The sequence below is a fragment of the Funiculus sociatus GB2-C1 genome, from assembly GCF_039962115.1.
In the GTDB taxonomy this organism is placed as follows: domain Bacteria; phylum Cyanobacteriota; class Cyanobacteriia; order Cyanobacteriales; family FACHB-T130; genus Funiculus; species Funiculus sociatus.
In genome coordinates this window covers 1-22985 of sequence record NZ_JAMPKJ010000084.1, presented here as the reverse complement: position 1 = coordinate 22985, position 22985 = coordinate 1, and the positions used below count along the sequence as shown (strand labels likewise).

The window sequence follows — 22985 nt, the reverse complement described above, 5'->3', positions numbered from 1 at the left end:
ACCATTGCGAGGATTGCCCATAGACCGAGATGAATGCTGCAATTGTCAGCTTATCTTTCGCTGGAACACCTCTTGACAATCTCTGCTTTTTCTTAAGTTGACACTAATGGGCACTGCCGTGTCCCTATATCAGGGCGAATACTCGTTTACAACTTAAATAGGATTGCTATAGGTAAGACTTTTTCCTCTTCCCCAATCCCCCATCCTAATCCCCAATCCCCATTTACAATTACTATTACTATTACTTAAGAGCTAGTGGTGCGGGGTTCCCAAATATGCTGAAAAACCACAAATCAATTTATTTGCTTGCGGCTGCTTTGATCGCTTTTGGTTGGACAACTGCCGATAATGCCTGTGCCGGAGAACGACGGTATAAGGTGCAAAAAACGACATCGTTTACATCCACCTTAGGGAATAAACAGATGGTCGAGGGTTTATACACTCAAGATTTGGAAGCAGCTTCTTACTTCCAGCAAGGAGTGACCCGGTATAACCGCCAAGACTTTCGGGGTGCAGAACTAGCCCTGCGGAAATCGCTGGAGTTTGACCCTAGCATTGCAATGGCTTATTATCTGTTGGGGAATTCCTTAGCTCAACAAGGTCAGTTTGATCGGGCAACTAACGAGTATCTACAAGCTATTCGCCTAAACCCGAATATGGGAGAGGCTTATTACAATTTGGGAGTTGCTTTATATAGACAAGGACAACCAGATGCGGCGCTGGCTGCGTACCAAAGAGCGCTGGCTTTTAATCCCAACTTGGCAGATGGCTACTATAATGTTGGGTTGGCTTTGGAAGCTAAAGGGCAATCAGAGGAAGCGATCGCTGCATATCGGCAAGCTTTGGTCAAAGAACCCAACTACGCGCAGGCTCACTATAACTTGGGGCTGCTTTTGGTGAAACAAAACCAACCCGAAGCCGCACTCGCCGAATTTCAGGAAGCGGTTCGGATTAACCCAAACTATGCCGAAGCTCAATATCAACTAGGGTTACTTTATACCCAGCAAAACCAGCAGCAGCAAGCGGTAAACGCATTTAAGACAGCAGCAGATCGCAATCCTGAATTAGCAGATGCTCAATACCAGATGGGGGTGATTTTTGCCCAGCAAGGTAACTTCAAAGCAGCAGCCAACAGATTCCAAGAGGCGGTGCGTCTCAACCCCAACGATGCTGAATCTTACCAGCAACTGGGTGCGATGCTACTGAAGCGGAATCAAGTCAAAGAAGCAACCACGGCTTTGACGGAAGCTAAGCGTCTCAAGCCGAATGATGCTACGACTCAGTATAACTTGGGCGTTGCGCTACAAAGGCAAGGTCAGTTAACGGAAGCGATAGCAGCTTACCAGCAAGCCATTGTCATCGATCCCACTCTGGCAGATGCGTTTTATAACCTGGGAGTCTCGCTGCAACAAACTGGACGACGGGAGGAGGCGATTCCTTTTCTAACCCAAGCGAAGAGTTTGTTTAATCAGCAGGGGGATGTAGACAAAATTGACCAGCTAAACCAATTTTTACAGCAGATAGGAGCCAACTAAAAAAGGCAACCAGTAGGAGTTTTCTCGTTCCTAGTCGCTGGCTGGGGACGAGATAAAAAGCCTCTACCTTTCGTCGGTTGCCTTAAATTGGTAAGCGATTAATATCTTTATTGCAGCCAATCACAACCATTGCCGATCCCTTATAAAGTCGCTGGTGGGGATTAGGGTTAATTTCAAACTTGCTATCGTGACTTACTGCTAATAGGTTCAAACCAAAGCGGTTGCGAAGTTGAAGTTCAGAGATAGTTTTGCCGTGGAATTCGTCGGGAACAATAACTTCTACAATACTATGATCGGTGTCCAGATCGAAGCGGTCTAAAATAGCAGGTTTAGTGAGACTTCTTGCTAAAGCACAGCCCATTTCATGCTCTGGAAACACCACATGATCTGCCCCCACTTTTTGAAGTAATTTTACATGAATATCTGAGGAAGCTTTAGCTACTACATGGGGTACGCCAGCTTCCTTCAAATTTAAAGTAGTAATTACACTCGCTTCCAGATAATTACCAATCGCCACAATTACCGTATCAAAATCAGAAATTCCCGCCTCTCTAAGGGCAGCTGGTTCTGTCGAATCCAACTGCACCGCGTGGGCGGCAATTTGATCTGTCAAGATTTGGGCTACTTTCTTTTCGTCGGCATCAACACCTAGCACTTCGTAGCCTAGTCGGTGTAGAGTCCAACAGACGCCACGACCAAAACGCCCTAAGCCAATGACCGCAAATTGACGCTTGTTGCTACTGGTGCCTAGACTGCGAAAAAAACTCAAAGACGACAAATTCACTCTCTTTACTCCGGACTGTTTATTGTGGTTATTAGTAATTGTTAAGGGCTAATGGTAATTTCATGACCATTAGCAACTGGCAACTGACAATAGATTATTTAGCACTGAAGATCGCGATCGCTACCCTACCAATAAATTCTCTTCCGGATACCGAATAACGCTGGGACTGGGATCTCCTAAAATCGCTGACATGAGTAGCAACACTCCAACCCGACCTATGTACATCGTGGCAATTATTACCAATTTAGCGAACGCTGAAAGAGTCGCTGTGATGCCAGCAGAAAGTCCAACTGTGGCAAATGCTGAAACAACTTCAAGCAGGATTTGGATAAACTCAAACTGTGGATCGTGCAGCGCAATTAAAGTTGTGGAACCAATCACCACCATCAATGAACCAAATGCGACACCAACAGCCTTTAATATCAGCACCAACGGTATTTGACGCTGATAACACAGCACTTCTTCCTTCCCTTGGAGAACTGCTTTAGTACAGCTAAACAACACTCTCACGGTAGTAGTTTTAATCCCGCCGCCTGTACCGCCGGGATTGGTACCGATAAACATGAAGGCAATTGTAATAAATAGACCAGCCTCGGTCATCTTACCAATATCAATCGTATTAAATCCGGCTGTTCTCGGAGTAACAGATTGAAACCAAGCAGCCATTAATTTCTGAGGGAAACTTAGTTGTCCAAAGGTTTGCGGATTCTTGAATTCCGCAAATAAGAAGAAAATGGTTCCCAAGATCAGTAAAAGGAGAGTGGTACTGGTGGCAACTTTGAAATTAAGAGAAAATACTACTTTCTCTGGGCGTCTATGGTAGCGATCGCGTACCCAGAGATACGCTTCCATAATTACCTCGTAGCCAATCCCTCCCAAAATAATCAAGATGGGGACGATCAGGTTTATCAAGGGCGATCGCACATACCGAATCAAATTATTTGGAAAAAGACCGAAGCCTGCATTATTAAAAGAATTCACGCTATGAAAAATTGATAGCCAAAGACCACGCTCCATCCCATAATCTGGCACAAACACCAACATCAGTAAAAAAATGCCGGAAATTTCAATAATCAGCGTCATGGCAATAATCGAGCGAACCAACTCCACCACACCAGACAATCCAGGCTGATCTAATGATTGTTGAATAGCGATTTTCTCTCTCAATCCAAACTTGCGCCCCAACAGCAGCAAAAGCAAAGTTGTTGCTGTCATATAGCCCAAGCCACCCACCTGCACCAGCAAGACTAGGAACAGCTGCCCCCAGAATGAATAAAAAGTCCCGACATCAACCACAGATAAACCAGTCACGCAAACCGCAGAAGTTGCCGTAAATAGGGCTATTAGCGGATTGCTCCAGCTGCCATCACTCATAGAAATCGGCAACATCAGTAAAAGCGTGCCAACCGTAATTACCGCTAGGAAACCCAGGCAAATAGTTCGAGAAACAGTCATAAGCTAACCTGAAGAACAGCTAAGTGCTGAATCTAAGAATTTGAGGGGGGAGAAAAAAACTCTTTTTAAGAGCTTACTGCTTTCGGAGTTCTGGTAGGCTAATTTTTAATCCGCACTTTTCGCGACAATTTCATGACATCGACTCTATATCAGCAAATTCAGCAGTTATACGACGCTTCCTCTGGTCTTTGGGAACAGATTTGGGGCGAACATATGCACCACGGGTACTATGGCGCAGATGGCACCCAAAAAAAAGACCGAAGGCAGGCACAGATTGACCTGATAGAACAATTACTCAACTGGGCTGGCGTACAACAAGCCCAGCACATTGTTGATGTTGGTTGCGGAATTGGCGGCAGTTCCCTATATCTGGCACAAAAGTTTAACGCTACTGCCACTGGGATTACTCTCAGCCCAGTCCAGGCTAACCGGGCAAAGGAACGCGCAGCGGCGGCGGGACTGAGTGAAAGGGCATCTTTCCAGGTGGCAGATGCTTTAAATATGCCTTTTGCCGATAACTCCTTTGACTTGGTATGGTCGATGGAAAGTGGGGAACATATGCCGAATAAAAAGAAGTTTTTGGAGGAATGCTACCGGGTACTAAAGCCTGGCGGAACTTTCATTATGGCAACGTGGTGTCACCGTCCTTTGGGTGGAGAATATGGGCAACTTACAGATGATGAGCGGAAACATTTGGCGGAAATTTACCGGGTGTATGCTTTGCCTTATGTGATTTCGCTGCCCGAATATGAAGAAATGGCTGGTAATCTCTCTTTCCAAAATATTCGCACGGCAGACTGGTCAAAAGCTGTAGCCCCCTTCTGGGATGTAGTAATTGATTCTACCTTTAATTTTGATGCCGTTGTGGGTTTGCTGCTTTCCGGTTGGACAACCATTCAGGCTGCGCTTTCTCTAGGCTTAATGAGTCGGGGTTATGAGCGAGGCTTGATTCGATTTGGGTTGCTGTGCGCTAGCAAAGGTGATGTGCTTTAGCGTCTGAACAATACGGTTAGGTTAAGTATGTTCATCCCTTGAACCCCCTTCTTAGAGGATGTCCCAGAAGTGTCAAAAGTTAATTTGATTACCCCTAGCCCTCGCGCTAACGCGCCGCTGCGCTAGAGAAAAGGGGGGAGAATCAAGTCTTAGTCCCCGCCCATTGGTGTCAACTTAACGTTAGCTTGGCGGTTGAAACCGCAGCTACACAAACAAAACCCGCCTGCGCGGGTTAAAAGAACCTTGATATTTCATCAGTCCGCGTTCGCTTTAGCGTTCCCAAAGGGTAGGCGGACTGAGTTTGTTTAGCCGCGACTTCCAGTCGCTAGGGCTGAAATTGACACCGATAGGCATTCTCATGCCCTAACTGTAGGTAGGGTTGAAGGACGAAACCCAACACGCATAAGCATTTGTTAAGTGAGGTTCCAAGGGTTCAACCTACGTTCTGAATAAGGAGCTTTTTGAAAGTTGCAGATTGGATAAGTAATAACTTTGGTAGCAAAAATTGCTTAAAATCAAGCCTGAGCATTTATTCAGGCACTTACTCTCTGTGATATCTCCTCAAAAGTCTTCCGATCCCCAAATTAATCCTTCTCAGTCCCATCCAGTTCAGCAACGTGTTCCCTGGCTGTATGCCTTTTGGAAGTTTTCGCGACCCCATACGATCATTGGCACTAGCTTAAGTGTGGTGGCATTATACTTGATGGCGATCGCTCTCAGCTCCACTAGCGTCATCGGCGATAGTGTGGTGCAACTGTTGGGAAGTTGGATTGCTTGTTTGGGGGGCAATATTTACATTGTGGGGTTAAATCAGCTGGAAGATGTGGAAATTGACAAAATTAACAAACCCCATTTGCCCATCGCAGCAGGTGAATTTTCCCGGCGACAAGCTGTAATAATTATCGCTATTAGCGGTACTGTAGCGTTGCTTTCTTCGCTGCTGCTGGGGCAATATTTACTTTTGACTGTGGGCATTAGTTTAGCAATTGGCACAGCTTATTCTTTACCGCCAATTCGATTAAAGCGGTTTCCATTTTGGGCAGCGTTGTGTATTTTCACTGTGCGGGGGGTAATTGTTAATTTAGGGCTGTTTTTACACTTCAATTGGGTGTTGCAAAAAGAGCAAGTGATTCCCGTACCAGTCTGGGCGCTAACCTTGTTTGTATTGGTGTTTACGTTTGCGATCGCTATTTTTAAAGACATTCCCGATATGGAAGGCGATAAGCAGTACAATATCACCACTTTTACAATTCAGTTGGGTAAAGCTGCTGTATTTAATCTCTCTCTCTGGGTAATAACTGTATGTTACGCGGGGATGATTTTAGCGGGAGTGGCGAAGCTTCCTTTGCTAAATGCCACCTTTGTAGTGATTACTCATTTATTAGCGCTAGCGTTGCTGTGGTGGCGTAGCACAAGGGTTGATTTACAAGATAAGGTAGCGATCGCATCCTTCTATCAATTTATCTGGAAACTGTTTTTCTTGGAATATCTAATTTTTCCCGCAGCCTGTCTTTTGGCGTAAGAAAAACACTGTCTGATAATGGTGCGTTACACAACGCTTTTTAGGTCGTGTAGCGAAAGCCAGCATACATACAGATGAGCCGTGAAATAAATTTCCGGCTCATAGCTTAAACCCGTAAAAACGGGTTAAAATCAATACCAAACAAACATTTGAGCCTGTTGAAACGGACTTGAGCTTTCAGCCGGAACTTTAGTTCCGGGAGGTAACGCAAGGCAAAAGTTAAGTGCTATTCACCCATCCAGATTTGTTTAATTACAATCTTACAATTCAAAGTATAAAATGAGGAAAAAATGGGCGAAACATCTCAAACAATTTATTTTGTAGCTGCGGCTGTAGTTGGTATTGTTCTAACCGGACTCGGTTATTTTATCTTGGAGACAATTACTACTTCAAATATCTTTGAAAAAGGAGTAAATCTTTATAAACAAAAAGATTATGCAAGTGCAGAAGCAAATTTTCGCAGGGTGATTGAACGACACCGTACTAATGATATGGCTCGGTTGTTTTTGGGGAATTCGCTGATGGCGCAAAACAAACTCGATGAGGCTACGCCTGTGTTTCGGGAACTGACGGAGAGATCGCCCAAAAATATAGATGCTTATTTGAGGTTGGGAGACGCTTTGATGAAGCAAAATAAGTTAGAAGAAGCGATCGCAAATCTGCAAAAAGCTAGAGAATTATATAAAGCACCGTCCCCGGAGCAAAAACAGCTCGAAGAGTTAATCGAGGAAATTAAATTAAACACGCCCACACCCTGAAGGATGAGGCTACACAAACCAAGCCTGATGAGAGCCGGCTTTATATTAGCCTTGCGTTGTGCAGGCTTTGTCTGTATAGCCCTTGACTTTAGTCGTCCGGCTTAAATCCAAAATTCAAAATCTAAAATTGATATGACTGAGCATATCGGCAAAGTATATCTTGTAGGCGCGGGGCCAGGAAATGTTGCTTACCTCACAGTGCAAGCGCAACAACTGCTCTGTGAGGCAGAAGTTTTAGTTTACGATGCACTGATTGATGAGCAACTGTTGCAACTGGTGCCAGATGATTGCCAGAAGCTGGATATGGGCAAGCGGGGAGGAAAACCCAGCACACCGCAAGCAGAAATTAACCAACTGCTGGTGGAAAAATGTCAAGAAGGTAAAGCCGTTGTGCGGCTAAAGTCAGGCGATCCGTTCATTTTTGGGCGCTGTAGTTCCGAAATTCAAGCATTAATTGCCTCCCGGTGTCCATTTGAAATTGTGCCGGGAATTTCCTCGGCTTTAGCAGCACCTTTACTCGCAGGAATTCCGCTGACAGATCCGGTGATGAGTCGAGGTTTTGCCGTAGTGACAGCCCATGAACCAGAAGCCTTAGACTGGAAGACACTCTCCGGGATGCAGACGTTAGAAATATTGATGGGCGGACGCCATTTAGGTGAAATTGTCCATCAGTTGCAGCGATATGGGCGATCGCATTCTACACCAGTCGCCGTTATTCGTTGGGCGGGAACTGCTGAACAAAAAATCTGGATAGGGACTTTAGGGAATATTGTCGAGAAAACCAAGGGTGAATCTCTTTCTCCCACAGTAATCGTAATTGGGGAGGTAGTTGGTTTGAGAGAATATTTGCGATCGCCTGAAGAAGACACAAGGCGATCCCCCCAACCAAAAGGAATTACCAATTCCCAATCCCGAATCCCCAATCCTCAACCCCAAATTCCTATGTTTGGTAAAACTATCTTGGTGACGCGAGCAACCGGACAAGCAAGTGAGTTTTGCGATCGCTTGCAACAACAAGGCGCAACGGTAATCGAAATGCCTACGCTGGAAATTGTCCCGCCTTCCAGCTGGGAGGCTTTGGATAATGCGATCGCGCAACTTACTGACTACTCGTGGTTAATTCTCACTTCCACTAACGGCGTTGATTACTTCTTTGAACGGCTAGAAGCACAAAATAAAGATGCTCGTGCCTTAGCAGGAGTAAAAATTGCTGTAGTCGGAAAGAAAACCGCCCAAAGTTTAAAACACCGAGGTATCAACCCAGATTTTATTCCCCCAGACTTTGTGGCGGATTCCCTCGTAGAAAACTTTCCAGAAAATCTCTTCAAGAAAAAAGTTTTGTTTCCTAGAGTCGAAACAGGTGGAAGAGAAGTTTTAGTGTCGGAACTACGCGCTTTAGGTGCAGAAGTGGTAGAAGTAGCGGCATATCAGTCCCGGTGTCCAAAAGCGATTTCTCCCCAAGCTCTCCAGGCACTACAGCAGCAGCAAGTCGATATAATTACCTTTGCCAGTTCTAAAACTGTGCAACATTTTTGTCAATTAGTAGGCGCAATTGAGGAATTACCGCTCCAGAATGTCTGTATCGCCTCCATTGGGCCCCAAACCTCAAAAACTTGTCAGGAGCTTTTGGGACGAGTTGATGTGGAAGCGCCAGAATACACTTTAGATGGGCTGCTGGAAGCGATACTAGAGTGGACTACAGTGTTAAGGAAGAATTCTTAAAGAGCTGTTAATCTTGCCACTGTTAAGGAAATTTTGTTAACTTTTGGGGTAGTCGTGCCACCTGCACAGAACACCTGAAGAAAGAAGCATGGAAATAGTATTATCTAATACAAAATATTAGTTTTTTCATCTTGCTCCTTCAGCGGTAAAGGTTTAGGAGTGAAATAGCGTATGCGATCGCTTTTAAGATCATTAAATGTTATCAGGGATACAGCAGCATCCAGGTTGGGGACGATGGCAAGCCGGCTGGGAACAGGTAACGCATACGCAACTTCGCTGCGATCGCGCTTGCTGCTGCTGGTTCTGGTGGCTGTCATTCCGGCGTTTGGGCTGACGCTCTACACACACCTGGAAGATCGTCATCTGGAAACAGTTGAAGCCAAGGAAAATGCCCTGCGGCTGAACAGGCTCGCTACCGACAATCAAGAGCGCTTAATTGAGAACACCCGCCAACTACTTACTGTACTGGCGCAACTTCCCGAAGTACGCCAGCAGGATGCCAAACTGTGTAATGAGTTTTTGGCTTCTCTGCGGCAAAAATATCCAGACTATGGCAATTTGGGTGTTGTAGAAGCCGATGGCGATGTATTTTGCAGCGCTCTTCCTTTTAAAAAATCAACTAACTTAGGACATCGCCCGTGGTTTGTGCGGACTTTGAAAGAGCGCAATTTCGCTACTGGTGATTATCAAATTGGTCAGATTACAGGCAGACCAGGGCTGGTTTTCAGCTATCCTCTACTTGACGAGAAAAGACAAGTGACAGGGGTAGTTTATGCTGCCCTAGATTTGCGATCGCTAAGTCAATTAGTTAACACTTCCCATCTGCCGCCCGGATCGACTTTTACCGTTATTGACAGCAACGGGACAATTTTAGCCCGCTACCCCAACCCAGAAAAATGGATTGGGCAGTCTGCGCCAGAAGTACCGTTGGTCAAAACTATTCTCAAAACACAAAAGACAGGTACCGTTGAATCTGTTGGCTTGGATGGTATATCGCGCTTGTATGCCTTTGCGCCGCTTTCTGGTGTTTGTACAAATAGCAGCGATCGCTGTAGCATTTACGTAACCATTGGCATTCCTAAAACTGTTGCCTATGCTGAGGCTCAAGGAAGGCTGAAGAGAAACTTATTTACTTTAGGGTTAATTGCGATATTCGTAGTCATTGCCACCTGGATAGGCAGCGACGTATTTATATTGCGACGGGTAAAAGCGCTAATAAAGGCAACGCACCGCCTCGCCAAAGGCGATTTGAGCGTCCGGGCTGGCTTGGCTTATGCTAGCGGAGAATTCAACCAGTTAGCTTATGCCTTTGACACGATGGCAGCATCGTTGGAAAACTCTTTTAAAGAACGCGAATCAGCAGAAGCAGCTTTGCGAAAAAGTGAGAAAAAGTATCGTTCACTGGTTAATAGTCTGCCACAAGTGCTATTTCAAACCGATGAAGCTGGACATTGGACATTTCTCAATCCTGCGTGGACACAACTTACTGGCTTTACTATTGAAGAAAGCATTGGGAAGAATTTTTTAGATTATATTCATCCCGAAGAACGCGATCGCAACTTACAAGAATTTTTTGCCTTAATTTCACAGCAGAAAGAATACTTTCACAATCAGGGAAGATATATTACCAAAGATGGTAGATATTGTTACCTGGAAGTAACCGCCCAATTAACTCTAGCTTCCGACGGTAGAATTAATGGCACCAGTGGCAGCCTCACCGACATCACCCAGCGCAAAATCGCGGAGTCAGCTTTAAGAGAAAGTGAAGAACGCTGGCATCTAGCATTGCGCGGTAATAATGATGGAATTTGGGACTGGAATATCAAAACTAATCAAGTTTTCTTTTCAGCTAGATGGAAGGAGATGTTAGGTTATGAAGATGATGAAATTACTAACCATTTGGATGAATGGATCGGCCGCATACATCCAGATGATGTTGACTGGGTGCAACAACTTTGCCAAGATCATTTGGATAAGAAAATACCATTTTACATCGCCGAGTTTCGCCTAAGGTGCAAAGACGGCACTTATAAATGGATTTTAAATCGCGGTCAGGCGCTGTGGGATGAAACAGGGAACCCCGTGCGGATGACTGGTTCGCACACAGATATAAGCGATCGCAAGCTTGGAGAAGCAGCACTTGCAGCCAGTGAGGCTAAATTCCGTTCGCTAATTCAAAATAGCTCAGACATCATCACTATTATTGATGCTGATGGCGTAATGCAGTATCAAAGTCCCTCTGTTGAGATAATTTTGGGATATAAATCAGAGGAATTAATTGGTAAGAGATATTTCGATTTTGTTGATCCTGAAAAAATTAAGTATGTTAAAAATAATTTGCACAACTTAATTGAAAACCCTGGCTTAGCCGTATCGATAGAATACAGATATCAACATAAAAACGGATATTGGCGCTATTTATCATCAAGATGCACTAACCTTTTTGCTGACCCTGCTGTGGGTGGTATTGTTATTAATTCTCGCGATATTACTGGACGCAAAACTGCTGAAGAAGCACTGCGACAAAGTGAAGAAAGATTCCGCAATATAGTCGAAAATACTAACGACTGGGTGTGGGAAAAAAATATTAACAATGCTTATACTTACGTCAACCCGAAAGTCAAAGATATTCTAGGTTACGAGCCAGACGAAATTCTGGGAAAGAGGCTTTTTGAGTTTATGACACCGTCAGAGGCTGAGCGATTTGCTCAATTGATGGATTACTTTACCTCACTCAGACAACCGTTCTCGGAACTGGAAAAAACGTTACTTCACAAAGATGGTCATCAAGTTATACTCGGAACCAGCGGTTCTCCAGTCTTCGACCATCAAGGTGTTTTTCAAGGTTATCGCGGTATCGCTCGTGACATAACTCTTGCCAAGCAAGCGGAAGCGCTGATAGCCGGACAAAAACGTTTATTAGAAATGATTGCCACGGGACTGCCACTCCTTCAGGTGCTGGACGCTTTGGCGCAGTTTATCGAGGAACATTCTGGTGAAGGCATTAGCTCGATCCTGCTTGTTGACAAAACTGGGACAAAATTGCTGAATGGAGCCGCTCCTAGTCTCCCAGACAGCTACACTCAGGCAATAAATGGAATAGCGATCGCTCCTAATGTTGGTTGCTGCGGTTCGGCGGCGTATTTTGGTAAACCAGTCATCGTTTCAGACATCGAAAACGATCCCCTGTGGACAGAATTTCGCGATTTGGCATTATCTAATGGATTGCGAAGCTGTTGGTCGATGCCAATATTTTCCACCAATGGCAAGATACTGGGGACTTTCGCCATGTATTACGGCAAAGTTCGCCCCCCCAGTGCCGACGATTTGCAACTGATTGCAGTAGCAACGCAAATGGCAGGAATTGCGATTGAGCGCCAGCAGTCTTTGGAAGCGTTGCAAGAAAGCGAAGCCCGGTTTAGGCGGTTAGCTGAGTCGAATATGTTTGGTGTATTTTTTGGGGATATTAACGGTAATATCGCCGAAGCTAACAACGCTTTTCTGTCGATGGTGGGCTACACGCGGGAGGATCTTCTCGCAGGTAGAGTGCATTGGGACGCATTGATTCCCCTAGAATGTCGCTCTCTGAATGAACGAGCGATCGCAGAAATTAGAAAGTCTGGCTCTTGTACCCCTTTCGAGCAAGAATACACTCGCAAGGATGGCAGTTGCGTCCCCATTCTATTCGGTATGGCACTTTTGGACGAGTATACGGATCGGGTTGGCTGCTTTGCAGTTGACTTGACAGAGCGCAGACAGCTGGAAAAAGCACTAGCCGAACTTTTGGTACTTGAGCAGCAGGCGCGTACAGAGGCCCAAGCCAGCGAACAGCGCTATCGCCTTCTAGCAGACGCAATGCCGCAGATCGTCTGGACTGGACAGCCGGATGGCTTTCTAGATTACTACAACCAGCGCTGGTTTGACTATACAGGAATGACCCTAGAGCAAACTCAGGGGTGGGGATGGCAACCTGTACTACATCCGGACGACGTACAAAATTGTCTCGACACTTGGAATCATGCAGTGCAGACAGGCGAACCTTATAAAATTGAATATCGCTTCAAGAGAGCATCTGACGGAAAATATCGCTGGCACCTCGGTTGGGCGTTACCATTGCGCGATCGCAATGGCAATATTATCAAATGGTTTGGGACTTCTACGGATATTGACGACCAGAAGCGGGCTGAGGAAGGGTTGCGTCAGAGTGAGGAGCGGTATCGTTCTCTGGCACGCGCCACTACGCAGATAGTCTGGACTACCAACGGTCAAGGCGAGATGATTACCGAACAAGCTGATTGGACAGCTTATACTGGTCAATCTGAAGCCGAGATCCAGGGTTGGGGCTGGCTAGAAGCCGTTCATCCCGACGAGCGCGATCGCGCTTCCCAAGAGTGGTCTCAAGCCATCCAAACCAAAAGTATCTATAACGCCGAGTTTCGTCTGCGGGGTGCCGATGGTGATTATCGATACTTCAATGTCCGTGGCGTTCCCTTATTATCAGAAGAAGGTGAAATTCGCGAGTGGATTGGCACCTGCACCGATATTACAGAAAAAGTGCTTTCCCAAGAAGCAATTCGCCAGCTAAACGCCGAATTGGAAAAAAGAGTCATCGAACGCACCGCTCAATTAGAAGCAGCTAATAAAGAGCTAGAAGCTTTCTGCTATTCTGTCTCTCACGACTTGCGTAGTCCTCTGCGTGCCATCAACGGTTTCTCGCGGATCTTGCAGGAAGACTATAGCGATCAACTCGATCCGGAAGCCCAACGCTATCAACAAATGGTGCAGGACAACGCCCAGAAAATGGGCGAGTTAATAGATGATTTGCTCAGTTTCTCCCGGCTGTCGCGCCAACCGCTAAGAAAACAGCCAGTAGCTATTCTCGATCTAGTGCGTCAGGTACTCGCAGAACTACACCAAGAACAACAAAACCGTAATATTGAAATTACCATTGGCGAACTGCCCATTTGCCAGGGAGATGCAGCCTTACTCAAGCAAGTTTTTATCAATTTACTTTCCAACGCCTTCAAATTTACACGCGATCGCGAAATCGCTCAAATTGAAATTGGCTATAACAATCAGTCATTAACTAATACCCAAGAACTAATAACTAATGATGTTTATTTCATCAAAGACAACGGTGCAGGCTTTGATATGCGCTACGCCCATAAACTCTTTGGTGTCTTCCAGCGGCTACACCGTGCAGAAGAATATGAAGGAACCGGAGTAGGTTTAGCGATCGTACAACGCATCATCCACCGTCACGGCGGACGCATCTGGGCTGAATCAGCAGTCAACCAAGGTACAATTTTTTACTTTACCCTTACAGGTGCTAATGGCGACAATTGAGAACCCAAAGGAAATCTTGCTAGTCGAAGACAACCCTAACGATTTGGAACTCGCACTTTTGGCCCTGCGGAGAAACAAAATCTCCAATCACATCCACATCGCCCGCGACGGTGAGGAGGCGCTAAACTTTCTTTTCCGTAAAGGCCCCTTTGCAGACCGCAACCTCAACAACAACCCCAAACTGATTCTGCTTGACTTAAAACTCCCCAAAATTGATGGTTTAGAAGTTTTGCAGGCCATCAAATCCGACCCCCAAACCCGTAAAATTCCAGTAGTAATACTTACCTCATCCTGTGAAGAGTGCGACATGGTGGATAGTTACCAACTCGGTGTCAACAGTTACATCGTCAAGCCTGTAGACTTTGAACAGTTCACTGAAGCTGTGAGGCAGTTGGGGTTGTACTGGCTAGTGTTGAACCAGTCTCCAATCTTCTAAAAGTCAGGGCGTATACCATTTTCAAGGCAAAGATTTTGGATTATTAAAACCGAATACAGTACAAAATTTTAGAAATTGCCGAGGCGACAAACCTAAAACCATATTGTACTGTCAGAAGCACAAAGGCTATAACAGGTGAAATCTTAACCATGAATTTGCATATATCACTTCAGAACTCAGACATCAGACCGCAAACATCAAAACTCAGACATTCTTCCTCTCAACAGAAGGTCATCATGTCAGTTCCGCTGAAAGTTTTACTGCTTGAAGACTCACCAACCGATAGTGAACTAACTCTGCACGAACTGCGTTGGGCTGGTTTTAAACCAGAGTGGCAGCGCGTAGATACAGAAGCCGACTACCTGGCCCAATTGCATCCCGATCTTGACTTGATTCTGGCTGATTACACCTTGCCTCAATTTGATGCTCTCAGGGCGTTGGAACTTTTGCGATCGCGTAATTTAGACATTCCCTTCATAGTCGTTACTGGCACAGTTAGCGAAGAAGTGGTAGTAGAGTGCATGAAACACGGCGCAGCTGATTACCTGCTTAAAGATAGATTAGTGCGACTGGGGGCGGCGGTATCCCAGGCGCTGCAAGCGAAACAAATGCGCGACCATAAGCGACAGACTGAGGCGGAAAAGACACAATTAATCGCATCCCTACAAGAAAGCGAACAACGATTTCGAGCGTTAATCGAAAACGCCACCGACATTATTCTGATTGTTGATGAAAATGGTGTTTCACAATATGTTAGCCCTTCTGTTGAGCGAATTTTAGGATATTCACCAGCTAGGGTGGTTGGCAAAAGCGCTGTAAAGTTTGTTCACCCAGAGGATATAACTCTGGTTAATCAAACATTTGAGCGTGCTATGGAAAATCCCAGCGTTAGTCACCGACTACCGGAGTATCACGTTCGACATACCAACGGTTCTTGGTGCGTTTTTGAGGCTGTTACTACTAACTTACTGCACGATCCAGCAGTAGCTGGGATTGTAGTCAACTGCCACGATATTACTCACGCCAAGCTTGCCGAGGAACAGCTGCGATACCATGCTTTTTATGATTCGCTGTGTGGTTTGCCTAACCGAAAATTGTTTCTGGATCGTCTGGCAAGTCGCATAGAGTGTGGCAAAGAACACCCAGAGAGTTTATTTGCTGTCTTGTTTCTGGATTTGGATCGCTTTCAGATGGTCAAATACAGTATGGGACACTTGGTAGGCGACCAACTGCTGATTGCTACGGCTGGCAAGCTATCAAGCTGTCTGAGTGCCAGCGACACGCTAGCCCGGATGGGAAGAGACGAGTTTGCTATTCTGCTGGACGATATTCACGATGTAGGTGATGCTATTCGCATTGCCCAGCAGATCCACCGCAAGTTGGGGGAGCCTTTTAAACTGAATGGGCGCGAGGTGTTCACAACTACCAGTATCGGAATTGCTCTGAGTAAAACTGAGATAAAAATATTAACAAGTGAGACAGCAGGTAGTTCTTCGGTTTCCTCTTTCTCCTCGCTTAATCCTCATTACTGCATCCTCAGCGCTGATGATGACCAGCCTCAAGATTTGCTGCGGGCGGCGGATACGGCGATGTATTACGCCAAGGTACAGGGCAGGGCAGGTTATGCTGTGTTCGATCCGGTGATGCACACTCGTGCGGTGGATCGTTTGCAGTTAGAAACGGATCTGCGACGAGCGATCGCTGCCCATGAATTTCAACTTTACTATCAGCCAATTGTTTCCCTATCTACAGGCAAAATCAGTGGTTTTGAGGCTCTTGTCCGCTGGTTTCACCCGACGAGAGGCATGGTTTCTCCATCTGAATTTATCCCAGTGGCAGAAGATACTGGTCTGATCGTCCCTATTGGTGCGTTGGTACTTCAGGAAGCCTGCCGTCAGTTGCGTGTTTGGCAGCTGAAATATCCCGATTTTACGGATGATTTAACTATCAGCGTGAATCTTTCTAGTGTTCAGTTTAGGCAATCAGGTTTAATTGAGCAAATTGACGAAATTTTACAGGAAACTGGTCTTGATCCTAGTTTCTTGAAGTTGGAAATCACTGAAAGTACCATCATGGAAAATGCCGATTCTGCTAAAGCTTTGCTTGAGCAATTGAAGGCAAGGAATATTCTATTGTGTATTGATGACTTTGGTACAGGCTATTCTTCATTAAGTTATTTGCACCGCTGGCCTATAGATACTTTGAAGATTGACCGCTCTTTTGTCAATGGTATCGGCATTGAGGCTCACAGTCGGGAGATTATCTGGACAATTGTAACCCTGGCTGGCAATCTGGGTATGGAAGTGGTTGCAGAAGGTGTGGAAACTGAGCAGCAGTTGACTCAGTTGCGACTATTGAAACGGGAATGCCATTATGGGCAGGGATATTTGTTTTCTCGGCCAGTGGATAGCGAGGCGGCTGTGAAGTTGTTTGCCTCAGAGTTGCGATGGTAAAACAATTAAAAATTCTCGTTTTTAGTCAGATACTGGGAACACAATTCTGGGAATGGCTAAGAAGAAATGAGGCTCTAGCGTCATTCTCCGACATTCCCAGTCAGAGATTGGGAACGAGAGTATAACTAATGAATAATGATTATAAACGGCGGATTATTGGTTTAACTGGGGGCATCGGGACTGGCAAAACTACGGTTTCAAATTATCTTGCCAGTGTCTACAATTTGCCGATTTTGGATGCGGATGTTTATGCAAGAGATGCTGTAAAAGTTGGTTCGACGATACTGAATCTGATTGTTGAGCGCTACGGTTCAGATATACTGCTACCGGATGAAACCTTAGATCGCGGGCGGTTGGGTAATGTTGTTTTTAACAACTTTGGGGAACGTCGGTGGCTAGAACAACAGATTCATCCTTTTGTGCGCGATCGCATTGTCGAGGCAATTGATAGTTTTAATCTACATCCCACGGTGGTATTAGTGGTGCCTTTGCTGTTTGAAGCTGGGATGACTGATCTGTGTACAGAAGTGTGGGTTGTAAGCTGTTCGCAACAACAGCAGATCCAGAGATTGATTAAACGCGATCGCTTAACTTTTGAACAGGCGCAAGCTAGAATAAACAGCCAGATGCCAATAGACCAGAAGTGTGCCAAGGCTGATGTCGTTCTTGACAACTCCTCGACTTTAGAATTTCTGCTCCAACAGGTAGACGCAGCCATAAAAAGTTTTGAGTGTTGAGTTATAGCGTTCCTCAACAGTGGATTTTTAGCTATTGACAGGCTTATTCAATACTTGGGCAGCTTTAGTGCAATGCGAGTGCCAGGTTTTCCCTGTCCCCAACAGTTACAACATGAAACCACCCTGTAACCCAATACTTCTCGGAGGGGGGTGGTTTCATACAATCGGAGAAAATATCGCAATTTTCGATATTTTGTAAGGGCATGGCAATGCCATGCCCCTACCGCAAACGAAAATCAACGTTACAGAATTTTCTCTGACGGGGTTGTTATTAGCTTCGGAGTTCGTTGAGTTTGGCTCTTAGTGTCTCTATTCTTTTACGGTTCACGCCTAAATCTGACTGTCCCAGGCGGGAAGCTGAACGGACGTGGATGGTTTTTGCGGCATCATCGACATAGAATTCTACATCATCGACAAACCCCATAAGTTTGGTGGTGAATTCCGCGTAGAGGTAATTGTCGGTTTCGGCAACAATTTTGGTTTTAGGGAGAGACTGGATAACTGTCTTGAGATCAGCGATCGCTTGTGCGGCGCTAGAGTTGTAGGTAAGAGGCTCAATTTTATGTTCGCTATCCTGGCTTTGGCTGTTGACACAGTTGGGCGTACTAGGACATGGCGCTAGTTTTCCTGACTGTACACCTAGATTTGTGGGTCGTTTTCCGGCAAACACGGTCATTCCTCCTAAAAAAGTAGTTGCCCCTATGAAACAGATAGCTGCTAAACATAAGGATATGAAGATTACAGGCCAACGTGACTTACTGGGGCTGACATCCATGAATGAATTTTCTCTCAATTCGTTACTAGAAGACCTGAAAAACCCTGATGAAAAGGTGCGCTATGAGGCTACGGCTGAGCTTTGGCGCATTTGGTTTTATCAAAAGGGAGTAGCGGGTTTTGAAATTTTACAGCGATCGCAGGCATTACTTGAAGCAGGAGAGATTGCCAAAGCCGAAGAGTTACTTAGAGAAATCATCGCAGCTCAACCTGATTTTGCCGAAGCTTGGAATAGACGAGCCGTACTTTACTATATTCTCAGGGATTATAAAAAAGCTCTTAACGACTGTCAAATGGCTGTCGAGCTAATTCCATTTCACTTTGGCGCACTGCATGGTATGGGGTTGTGTTATCTCGCACTGGAAGAATACACTGCTGCTATCGTAGCTTTTAGAAAAGCTTTGGAAATTCAGCCTTATGCGCTAGAGAATCAACGGTTAATTTTAGAGTGTACAGCAAAATTGAGTTAATGCGATCGCTTCATTTTCATCCCTGGGGACGGTTGACACGAATCAATTTACCTGTCAAATTTTCTTCAGCAGAAATAGCCTCATTAATGCGCGTTGCCATTCTTTCCCTATCCCGGTCATCTTTGCAAGCAATAATGCCAAAATGTTCTGGTTGTAAGCGGTGAAGTCTGAAGAAATCATCCCGATTTAAAGTCAAAATTGCCCGTTCTTCATTTACGGCAAATGCTAACACTTCCTCGTCAGGAATCTGAAGATTTGCCTTTCCTGCTTCCTGTACTGTCAGAACGTCGTGACCTAAATCTCGTAGCAATTCCACTACCCTCCTTGGAAATTGTTCGTCTGCATAAAGACGCGCCATCAATTAATCTTCCTCGTTCATTCTGATTGCTATTTCAATCTCTTGAGGATATGCTTTAGCATAAGCCCAAGCGTTTGCTAAGTCAGCAGCAGATAGAGTTGGATAGTCATATAATAGTTGTGCTTCGCTAATACCCAAACTACGAGCATTTACAAGTACCCAAACAGGAATACGAGTTTTGGCAATACAAGCATCGCCTCCACACACGCCAGGAGTCTTTTCAATTCCTTTCCAAGTATTGCTTAAACTTTCGGCTAATAACTGGATTGCCTGAGCTTTTTCTGCGGGAGTTAATGAAAGGAGTTGTTTTTCTAATTCTTTTAATGTCATAGTTAATCTGGTAATTGTGAATGCGATCGCTTGATTTTTATATCTGGGGACGGTTGACACGAATCAATTTACCTGTCAAAGTTTCTTCAGCAGAAATAGCATCATTAATGCGCGTCGCCAGCCTCTCCAAGTTTTTATCCTCTGTGCATACAATAATGCCAGCATGGTCAGGTTGTTGAATATGTAGTCGGATAAAATCACGACGATTTTGTGATAGAACTGCGCGAACGTTACTCACTGCAAAAGCTAATACTTCTGGGTCAGAAAATCCAGCATTTCCTGCTTCTTGAACTGTCAAGACATCATGCCCCAAAGTTCTTAATAATTCCACAACTTGCAATGGGAATTGTTCATCGGCATAGAGACTTGCCATAGATTATGCTTCTTCTTGCATTGCTTCGTCTTGCTCTCGCAGTGCTGTTTCAATTTCCTCTGGGTGTGCATCAGCATAAGCCCAAACATTCACCAAGTCGGCTGCACTAATATGCGGATAAAATTTTAGCAGTTGAGCATCACTTGCACCTTGACGACGCAAACTCACGAACAGCCAAACTGGAAGGCGAGTTTTGGAGATGCAGGCATCTCCACCCATTACACCAGGCGTTTTTGTAATACCTAGCGAACCGTTGCTCAAAGTTTTAGTTAATATTTGTATGGCTTCAGCCTTTTCCGTTGGAGTTAGGGCTTCGAGTTGTGCTTCTAATTCTTTGACTGTCATATTAAATATGAAATTTGTGTTAAGTAATCTTTCTATTACATTTTAGGGCGCATATCTTTGCCCTGACCTCATCTAAAAAGGGCGAATATAATTCGCATATTGTCACACGAAACCCGCCTACGCAGGTTTCAAAATTTGGCGCAGGCGGGCTTTGTTCGTTTTGCAACTTTCGACTATTAACTTTGTGGAACCGCAGGCGGTGTCACAGAAACCGTCCCACTTCCGGGGGAATTCTTCCCTTTAAAGTAGAATCCCGCTACCACTAACAAAATAATAACCAGCGTGCCAATTCCAAGCGGGTTAGGAAGCCAGAACACAGCTTCGATGTGGTTTACCTCACCTGGATTTAGCTTCCAAACCAGTTCATGCCCTTTATCGGAGACAACTGGAGCGATCGCAGTGGTAGAGTTATCAACACTCTTAGCACCCCAAGGAGTTTTCAAGCTAAAGTCTAAATCAAACAGCGAACCGGGACTAACTATAACGTTACCGTCAGTAGAGAGAACACCGAGCGATCGCAAATCCAAATCGTAACTCAAACGATTTCGCACCCAGAAAATAAAGTTACCCTGAGTCAAACTCAAATTAGACTTAATCGTTGGCAAATCCGTCGCAGGTTGGGAACCCTTCTTCACTGGAGGATTAAAAAACTCATTAAACTTCTCCTCCAACTCCCGACCGCTAGCAAACGGAACCGTCAGAATAACTTCCTCTTTCGAGATGCGCTTAACTTTCCCAGAAAGTTGCTTTGCGCGACTCTCAAGACTATTTAACCAATCCTGCGCCTGTTCGCTGCTAAAAGCCGTCAGCTGTTCCCGCAACTTAATATGCTGTACAATCTCACCTTTATTCGGACTCTCGAAATTCACCCCAGCATCATACTGAACGCAACCCGAAAGCAAAAGCACCGCCAACAGCATCACCCAGAGAACCCGCATCCTCGCCAACACATCGCCAAATTCCAACACAGCTAACCTCACTCTTTCTCCTCCTTGCTCTTTGTTCTCTTCGCGTCCTTCCTTGTGCGCTTCATTTACCCATGTCGCGCCGCCACACCCAAACCTTCAAACAACATACAAGGCAAATAACTACCGCCGCCAACCCATTCGGGCGTATCTCCCAAATCCACCAAATTTTTAAAAGCCTCAAAAATACTACCAGCCACCATAGTATTCTTCACCCGACCGACAATTTTGCCTTTTTCCACCTTGTAACCTAAATCCAGGTTTACTGAGAACTCTCCCGCCAGTTGATTCGACTGTCCAGCACCCAAAACCTGATCCACAATTACCCCTTCATCCATATTGGCAATTAAATCAGCCGTAGAAGTCTTACCAGGAGCAAAACACAGATTTACCAAATCCGGGCTAGGACGAGACAAACCACCCCGGAAACCGTTACCAGTAGACTCGCAACCAGCCCGTGCAGCCCAACGACGATCCCAATAAAAGCCGCGTACAGTGCCTTGCTCGATAAACACTTTGCGACTGGTGGGCGTACCTTCATCGTCAAAAGCGCAGGCAGAAGCTCCGATGCTGGGGTCTTCAAATAACGTTAAACGCTCGTCAAATAGCTTCTCGCCCAGTTTAGCTGCCAATGGAGAGGCTTTTTGGACAACGGATTGACCGGAGAGAACCGTTTTAAATAAGCGTCCGATGGCACCTGCGGCGGCTCTGGGGTTGAACAAGACAGGGAAAGATCCACTTTCAATTGTTGCTGGCTGTTCTGCTAGAGCGTACTTTTGCAACAAATCTTCCAGAAGACGGTTATAGTCGGGAACGCGATCGCGGGCGACATCAAAGCTGTAAATTTGGAGAAAATCTTCCCCGCGTACTAAGTTACCCGAAAGGCTGGCGCTGACAATTTGGCTGCTGCGTTCGGCGTAGACATCAGAACTGGTAGCAATTTTAATGTTCCCTTTCCGGACGTGGAAGCCGACATCTACCAGGATATCGGGATTATAGTCGTGGATTTGGGAAATTAAGCGATCGCCTACTTCCACTAATTCTTCAGTTGCTGGTGGTGTGTAGGTTGTTGCTGGTGCTGTCACCTGCATTACGCTGGCAAAATCAAACTCAGATGGATCGCCAATTTCCGACGTTTGCACGGCAGCATCTACCAAATCTTCCAGCCGCGTCAAGTCTGTGGAACTGGCAAAACCCAACTTACCCTTATGCAGCACCCGCAGCGCTACCCCTCTCAAGGCTTTGGTTTGCAGAGATTTTAAACGATTGTTTTCAAACTCAACTGGTGTGTCAGAGCTTGATAGATAGTAAACTTCAGCGGCATCGGTTCGCCCCTTTGCCAATTTCAGAATTTGCTCCACCGTCGCATCAGTCACCATCTCAGTTCCTCTAGCTTCACCCATAATCATCTTAAATTAAACCCACACGCTCGAAGCGTGTGGCTACACAGACAAAGCTCGCGTTGCGCGGGCTTCGTTTGTTCGCCCTTGACTTTAGTCGTCAGGCGTTTTTACTTCTAGTGCACCCCGGCAAAAGTAACTGACCACCCCAAAAAATGGTAAAACAGAGAGGAAAGCGCCTTACCCAGAGCCGCTTTTTGCGCCCATCCGAAAGTTTCTGTTGACATGG

At 45.5% G+C, this 22985-nt stretch carries 19 protein-coding genes; 10 read left to right on the top strand and 9 right to left on the bottom strand.

Annotated features, from left to right (window positions below; translation table 11 throughout):
* The first annotated feature begins 275 nt into the window (after positions 1–275).
* Positions 276–1535 (top strand): tetratricopeptide repeat protein, encoded by a 1260-nt coding sequence (locus tag NDI42_RS25685; RefSeq protein ID WP_190451605.1) that lies wholly within the window; start codon positions 276–278, stop codon positions 1533–1535.
* Between the two features lie 82 nt (positions 1536–1617).
* On the opposite strand, the gene NDI42_RS25680 is transcribed toward NDI42_RS25685, so the two are convergent.
* Positions 1618–2319 (bottom strand): NAD-binding protein, encoded by a 702-nt coding sequence (locus NDI42_RS25680; protein WP_190451603.1) that lies wholly within the window; start codon positions 2317–2319, stop codon positions 1618–1620.
* 120 nt (positions 2320–2439) lie between these two features.
* On the bottom strand, positions 2440–3774 hold the full coding sequence (locus NDI42_RS25675) for a TrkH family potassium uptake protein (protein WP_190451601.1): 1335 nt from the start codon (positions 3772–3774) through the stop codon (positions 2440–2442).
* Positions 3775–3906: 132 nt separating this feature from the next.
* Between NDI42_RS25675 and NDI42_RS25670 the strand changes: the two genes are divergently transcribed.
* From NDI42_RS25670 to coaE, 8 genes are all read left to right on the top strand, one after another.
* Positions 3907–4767, top strand: coding sequence for a methyltransferase domain-containing protein (locus NDI42_RS25670; protein ID WP_190451599.1), 861 nt, complete (start codon positions 3907–3909; stop codon positions 4765–4767).
* 583 nt (positions 4768–5350) lie between these two features.
* Positions 5351–6289: a homogentisate phytyltransferase gene (locus NDI42_RS25665; protein WP_190451612.1), complete on the top strand. Its 939-nt coding sequence runs from the start codon at positions 5351–5353 to the stop codon at positions 6287–6289.
* 290 nt (positions 6290–6579) lie between these two features.
* Positions 6580–7047 carry a tetratricopeptide repeat protein gene (locus NDI42_RS25660; protein ID WP_190451598.1) on the top strand — a complete coding sequence of 156 codons (468 nt, stop codon included), beginning with the start codon at positions 6580–6582 and terminating at the stop codon, positions 7045–7047.
* A gap of 132 nt (positions 7048–7179) precedes the next feature.
* On the top strand, positions 7180–8769 hold the full coding sequence (gene cobA / locus NDI42_RS25655) for a uroporphyrinogen-III C-methyltransferase (RefSeq protein ID WP_190451596.1): 1590 nt from the start codon (positions 7180–7182) through the stop codon (positions 8767–8769).
* A gap of 234 nt (positions 8770–9003) precedes the next feature.
* Complete coding sequence (locus NDI42_RS25650; protein WP_190451594.1) at positions 9004–14115, top strand: PAS domain S-box protein; 5112 nt, start codon at positions 9004–9006, stop codon at positions 14113–14115.
* Positions 14102–14551, top strand: coding sequence for a response regulator (locus NDI42_RS25645; protein ID WP_190451592.1), 450 nt, complete (start codon positions 14102–14104; stop codon positions 14549–14551). Before NDI42_RS25650 ends, NDI42_RS25645 begins: the two co-directional genes overlap by 14 nt.
* A gap of 236 nt (positions 14552–14787) precedes the next feature.
* On the top strand, positions 14788–17004 hold the full coding sequence (locus NDI42_RS25640) for a putative bifunctional diguanylate cyclase/phosphodiesterase (RefSeq protein ID WP_190451591.1): 2217 nt from the start codon (positions 14788–14790) through the stop codon (positions 17002–17004).
* Positions 17005–17132: 128 nt separating this feature from the next.
* Entirely contained in the window at positions 17133–17741 is a 609-nt protein-coding gene (coaE, locus tag NDI42_RS25635) for a dephospho-CoA kinase (RefSeq protein ID WP_190451589.1), read from the top strand.
* Between the two features lie 271 nt (positions 17742–18012).
* Here the strand turns inward: coaE and NDI42_RS25630 are convergent, their stop codons facing one another.
* Entirely contained in the window at positions 18013–18417 is a 405-nt protein-coding gene (locus NDI42_RS25630; protein WP_190451588.1) for a DUF1499 domain-containing protein, read from the bottom strand.
* A gap of 97 nt (positions 18418–18514) precedes the next feature.
* Here NDI42_RS25630 and NDI42_RS25625 point away from each other — a divergent pair, with 97 nt between their 5' ends.
* Entirely contained in the window at positions 18515–18985 is a 471-nt protein-coding gene (locus tag NDI42_RS25625) for a tetratricopeptide repeat protein (RefSeq protein ID WP_190451610.1), read from the top strand.
* 16 nt (positions 18986–19001) lie between these two features.
* Here the strand turns inward: NDI42_RS25625 and NDI42_RS25620 are convergent, their stop codons facing one another.
* From NDI42_RS25620 to NDI42_RS25595, 6 genes are all read right to left on the bottom strand, one after another.
* Positions 19002–19343, bottom strand: a complete 342-nt coding sequence (locus NDI42_RS25620) for a DUF5615 family PIN-like protein (protein WP_190451585.1) — start codon at positions 19341–19343, stop codon at positions 19002–19004.
* A 3-nt stretch (positions 19344–19346) separates the two neighbouring features.
* Positions 19347–19673, bottom strand: coding sequence for a DUF433 domain-containing protein (locus tag NDI42_RS25615; RefSeq protein ID WP_190451584.1), 327 nt, complete (start codon positions 19671–19673; stop codon positions 19347–19349).
* Positions 19674–19710: 37 nt separating this feature from the next.
* Positions 19711–20046 carry a DUF5615 family PIN-like protein gene (locus NDI42_RS25610; protein ID WP_190451582.1) on the bottom strand — a complete coding sequence of 112 codons (336 nt, stop codon included), beginning with the start codon at positions 20044–20046 and terminating at the stop codon, positions 19711–19713.
* A 3-nt stretch (positions 20047–20049) separates the two neighbouring features.
* Entirely contained in the window at positions 20050–20391 is a 342-nt protein-coding gene (locus NDI42_RS25605; RefSeq protein WP_190441200.1) for a DUF433 domain-containing protein, read from the bottom strand.
* Positions 20392–20567: 176 nt separating this feature from the next.
* Positions 20568–21371 (bottom strand): DUF3153 domain-containing protein, encoded by an 804-nt coding sequence (locus NDI42_RS25600; protein ID WP_199310976.1) that lies wholly within the window; start codon positions 21369–21371, stop codon positions 20568–20570.
* 53 nt (positions 21372–21424) lie between these two features.
* Positions 21425–22732: a metallopeptidase TldD-related protein gene (locus NDI42_RS25595; protein ID WP_190451607.1), complete on the bottom strand. Its 1308-nt coding sequence runs from the start codon at positions 22730–22732 to the stop codon at positions 21425–21427.
* Positions 22733–22985 lie beyond the last annotated feature (253 nt).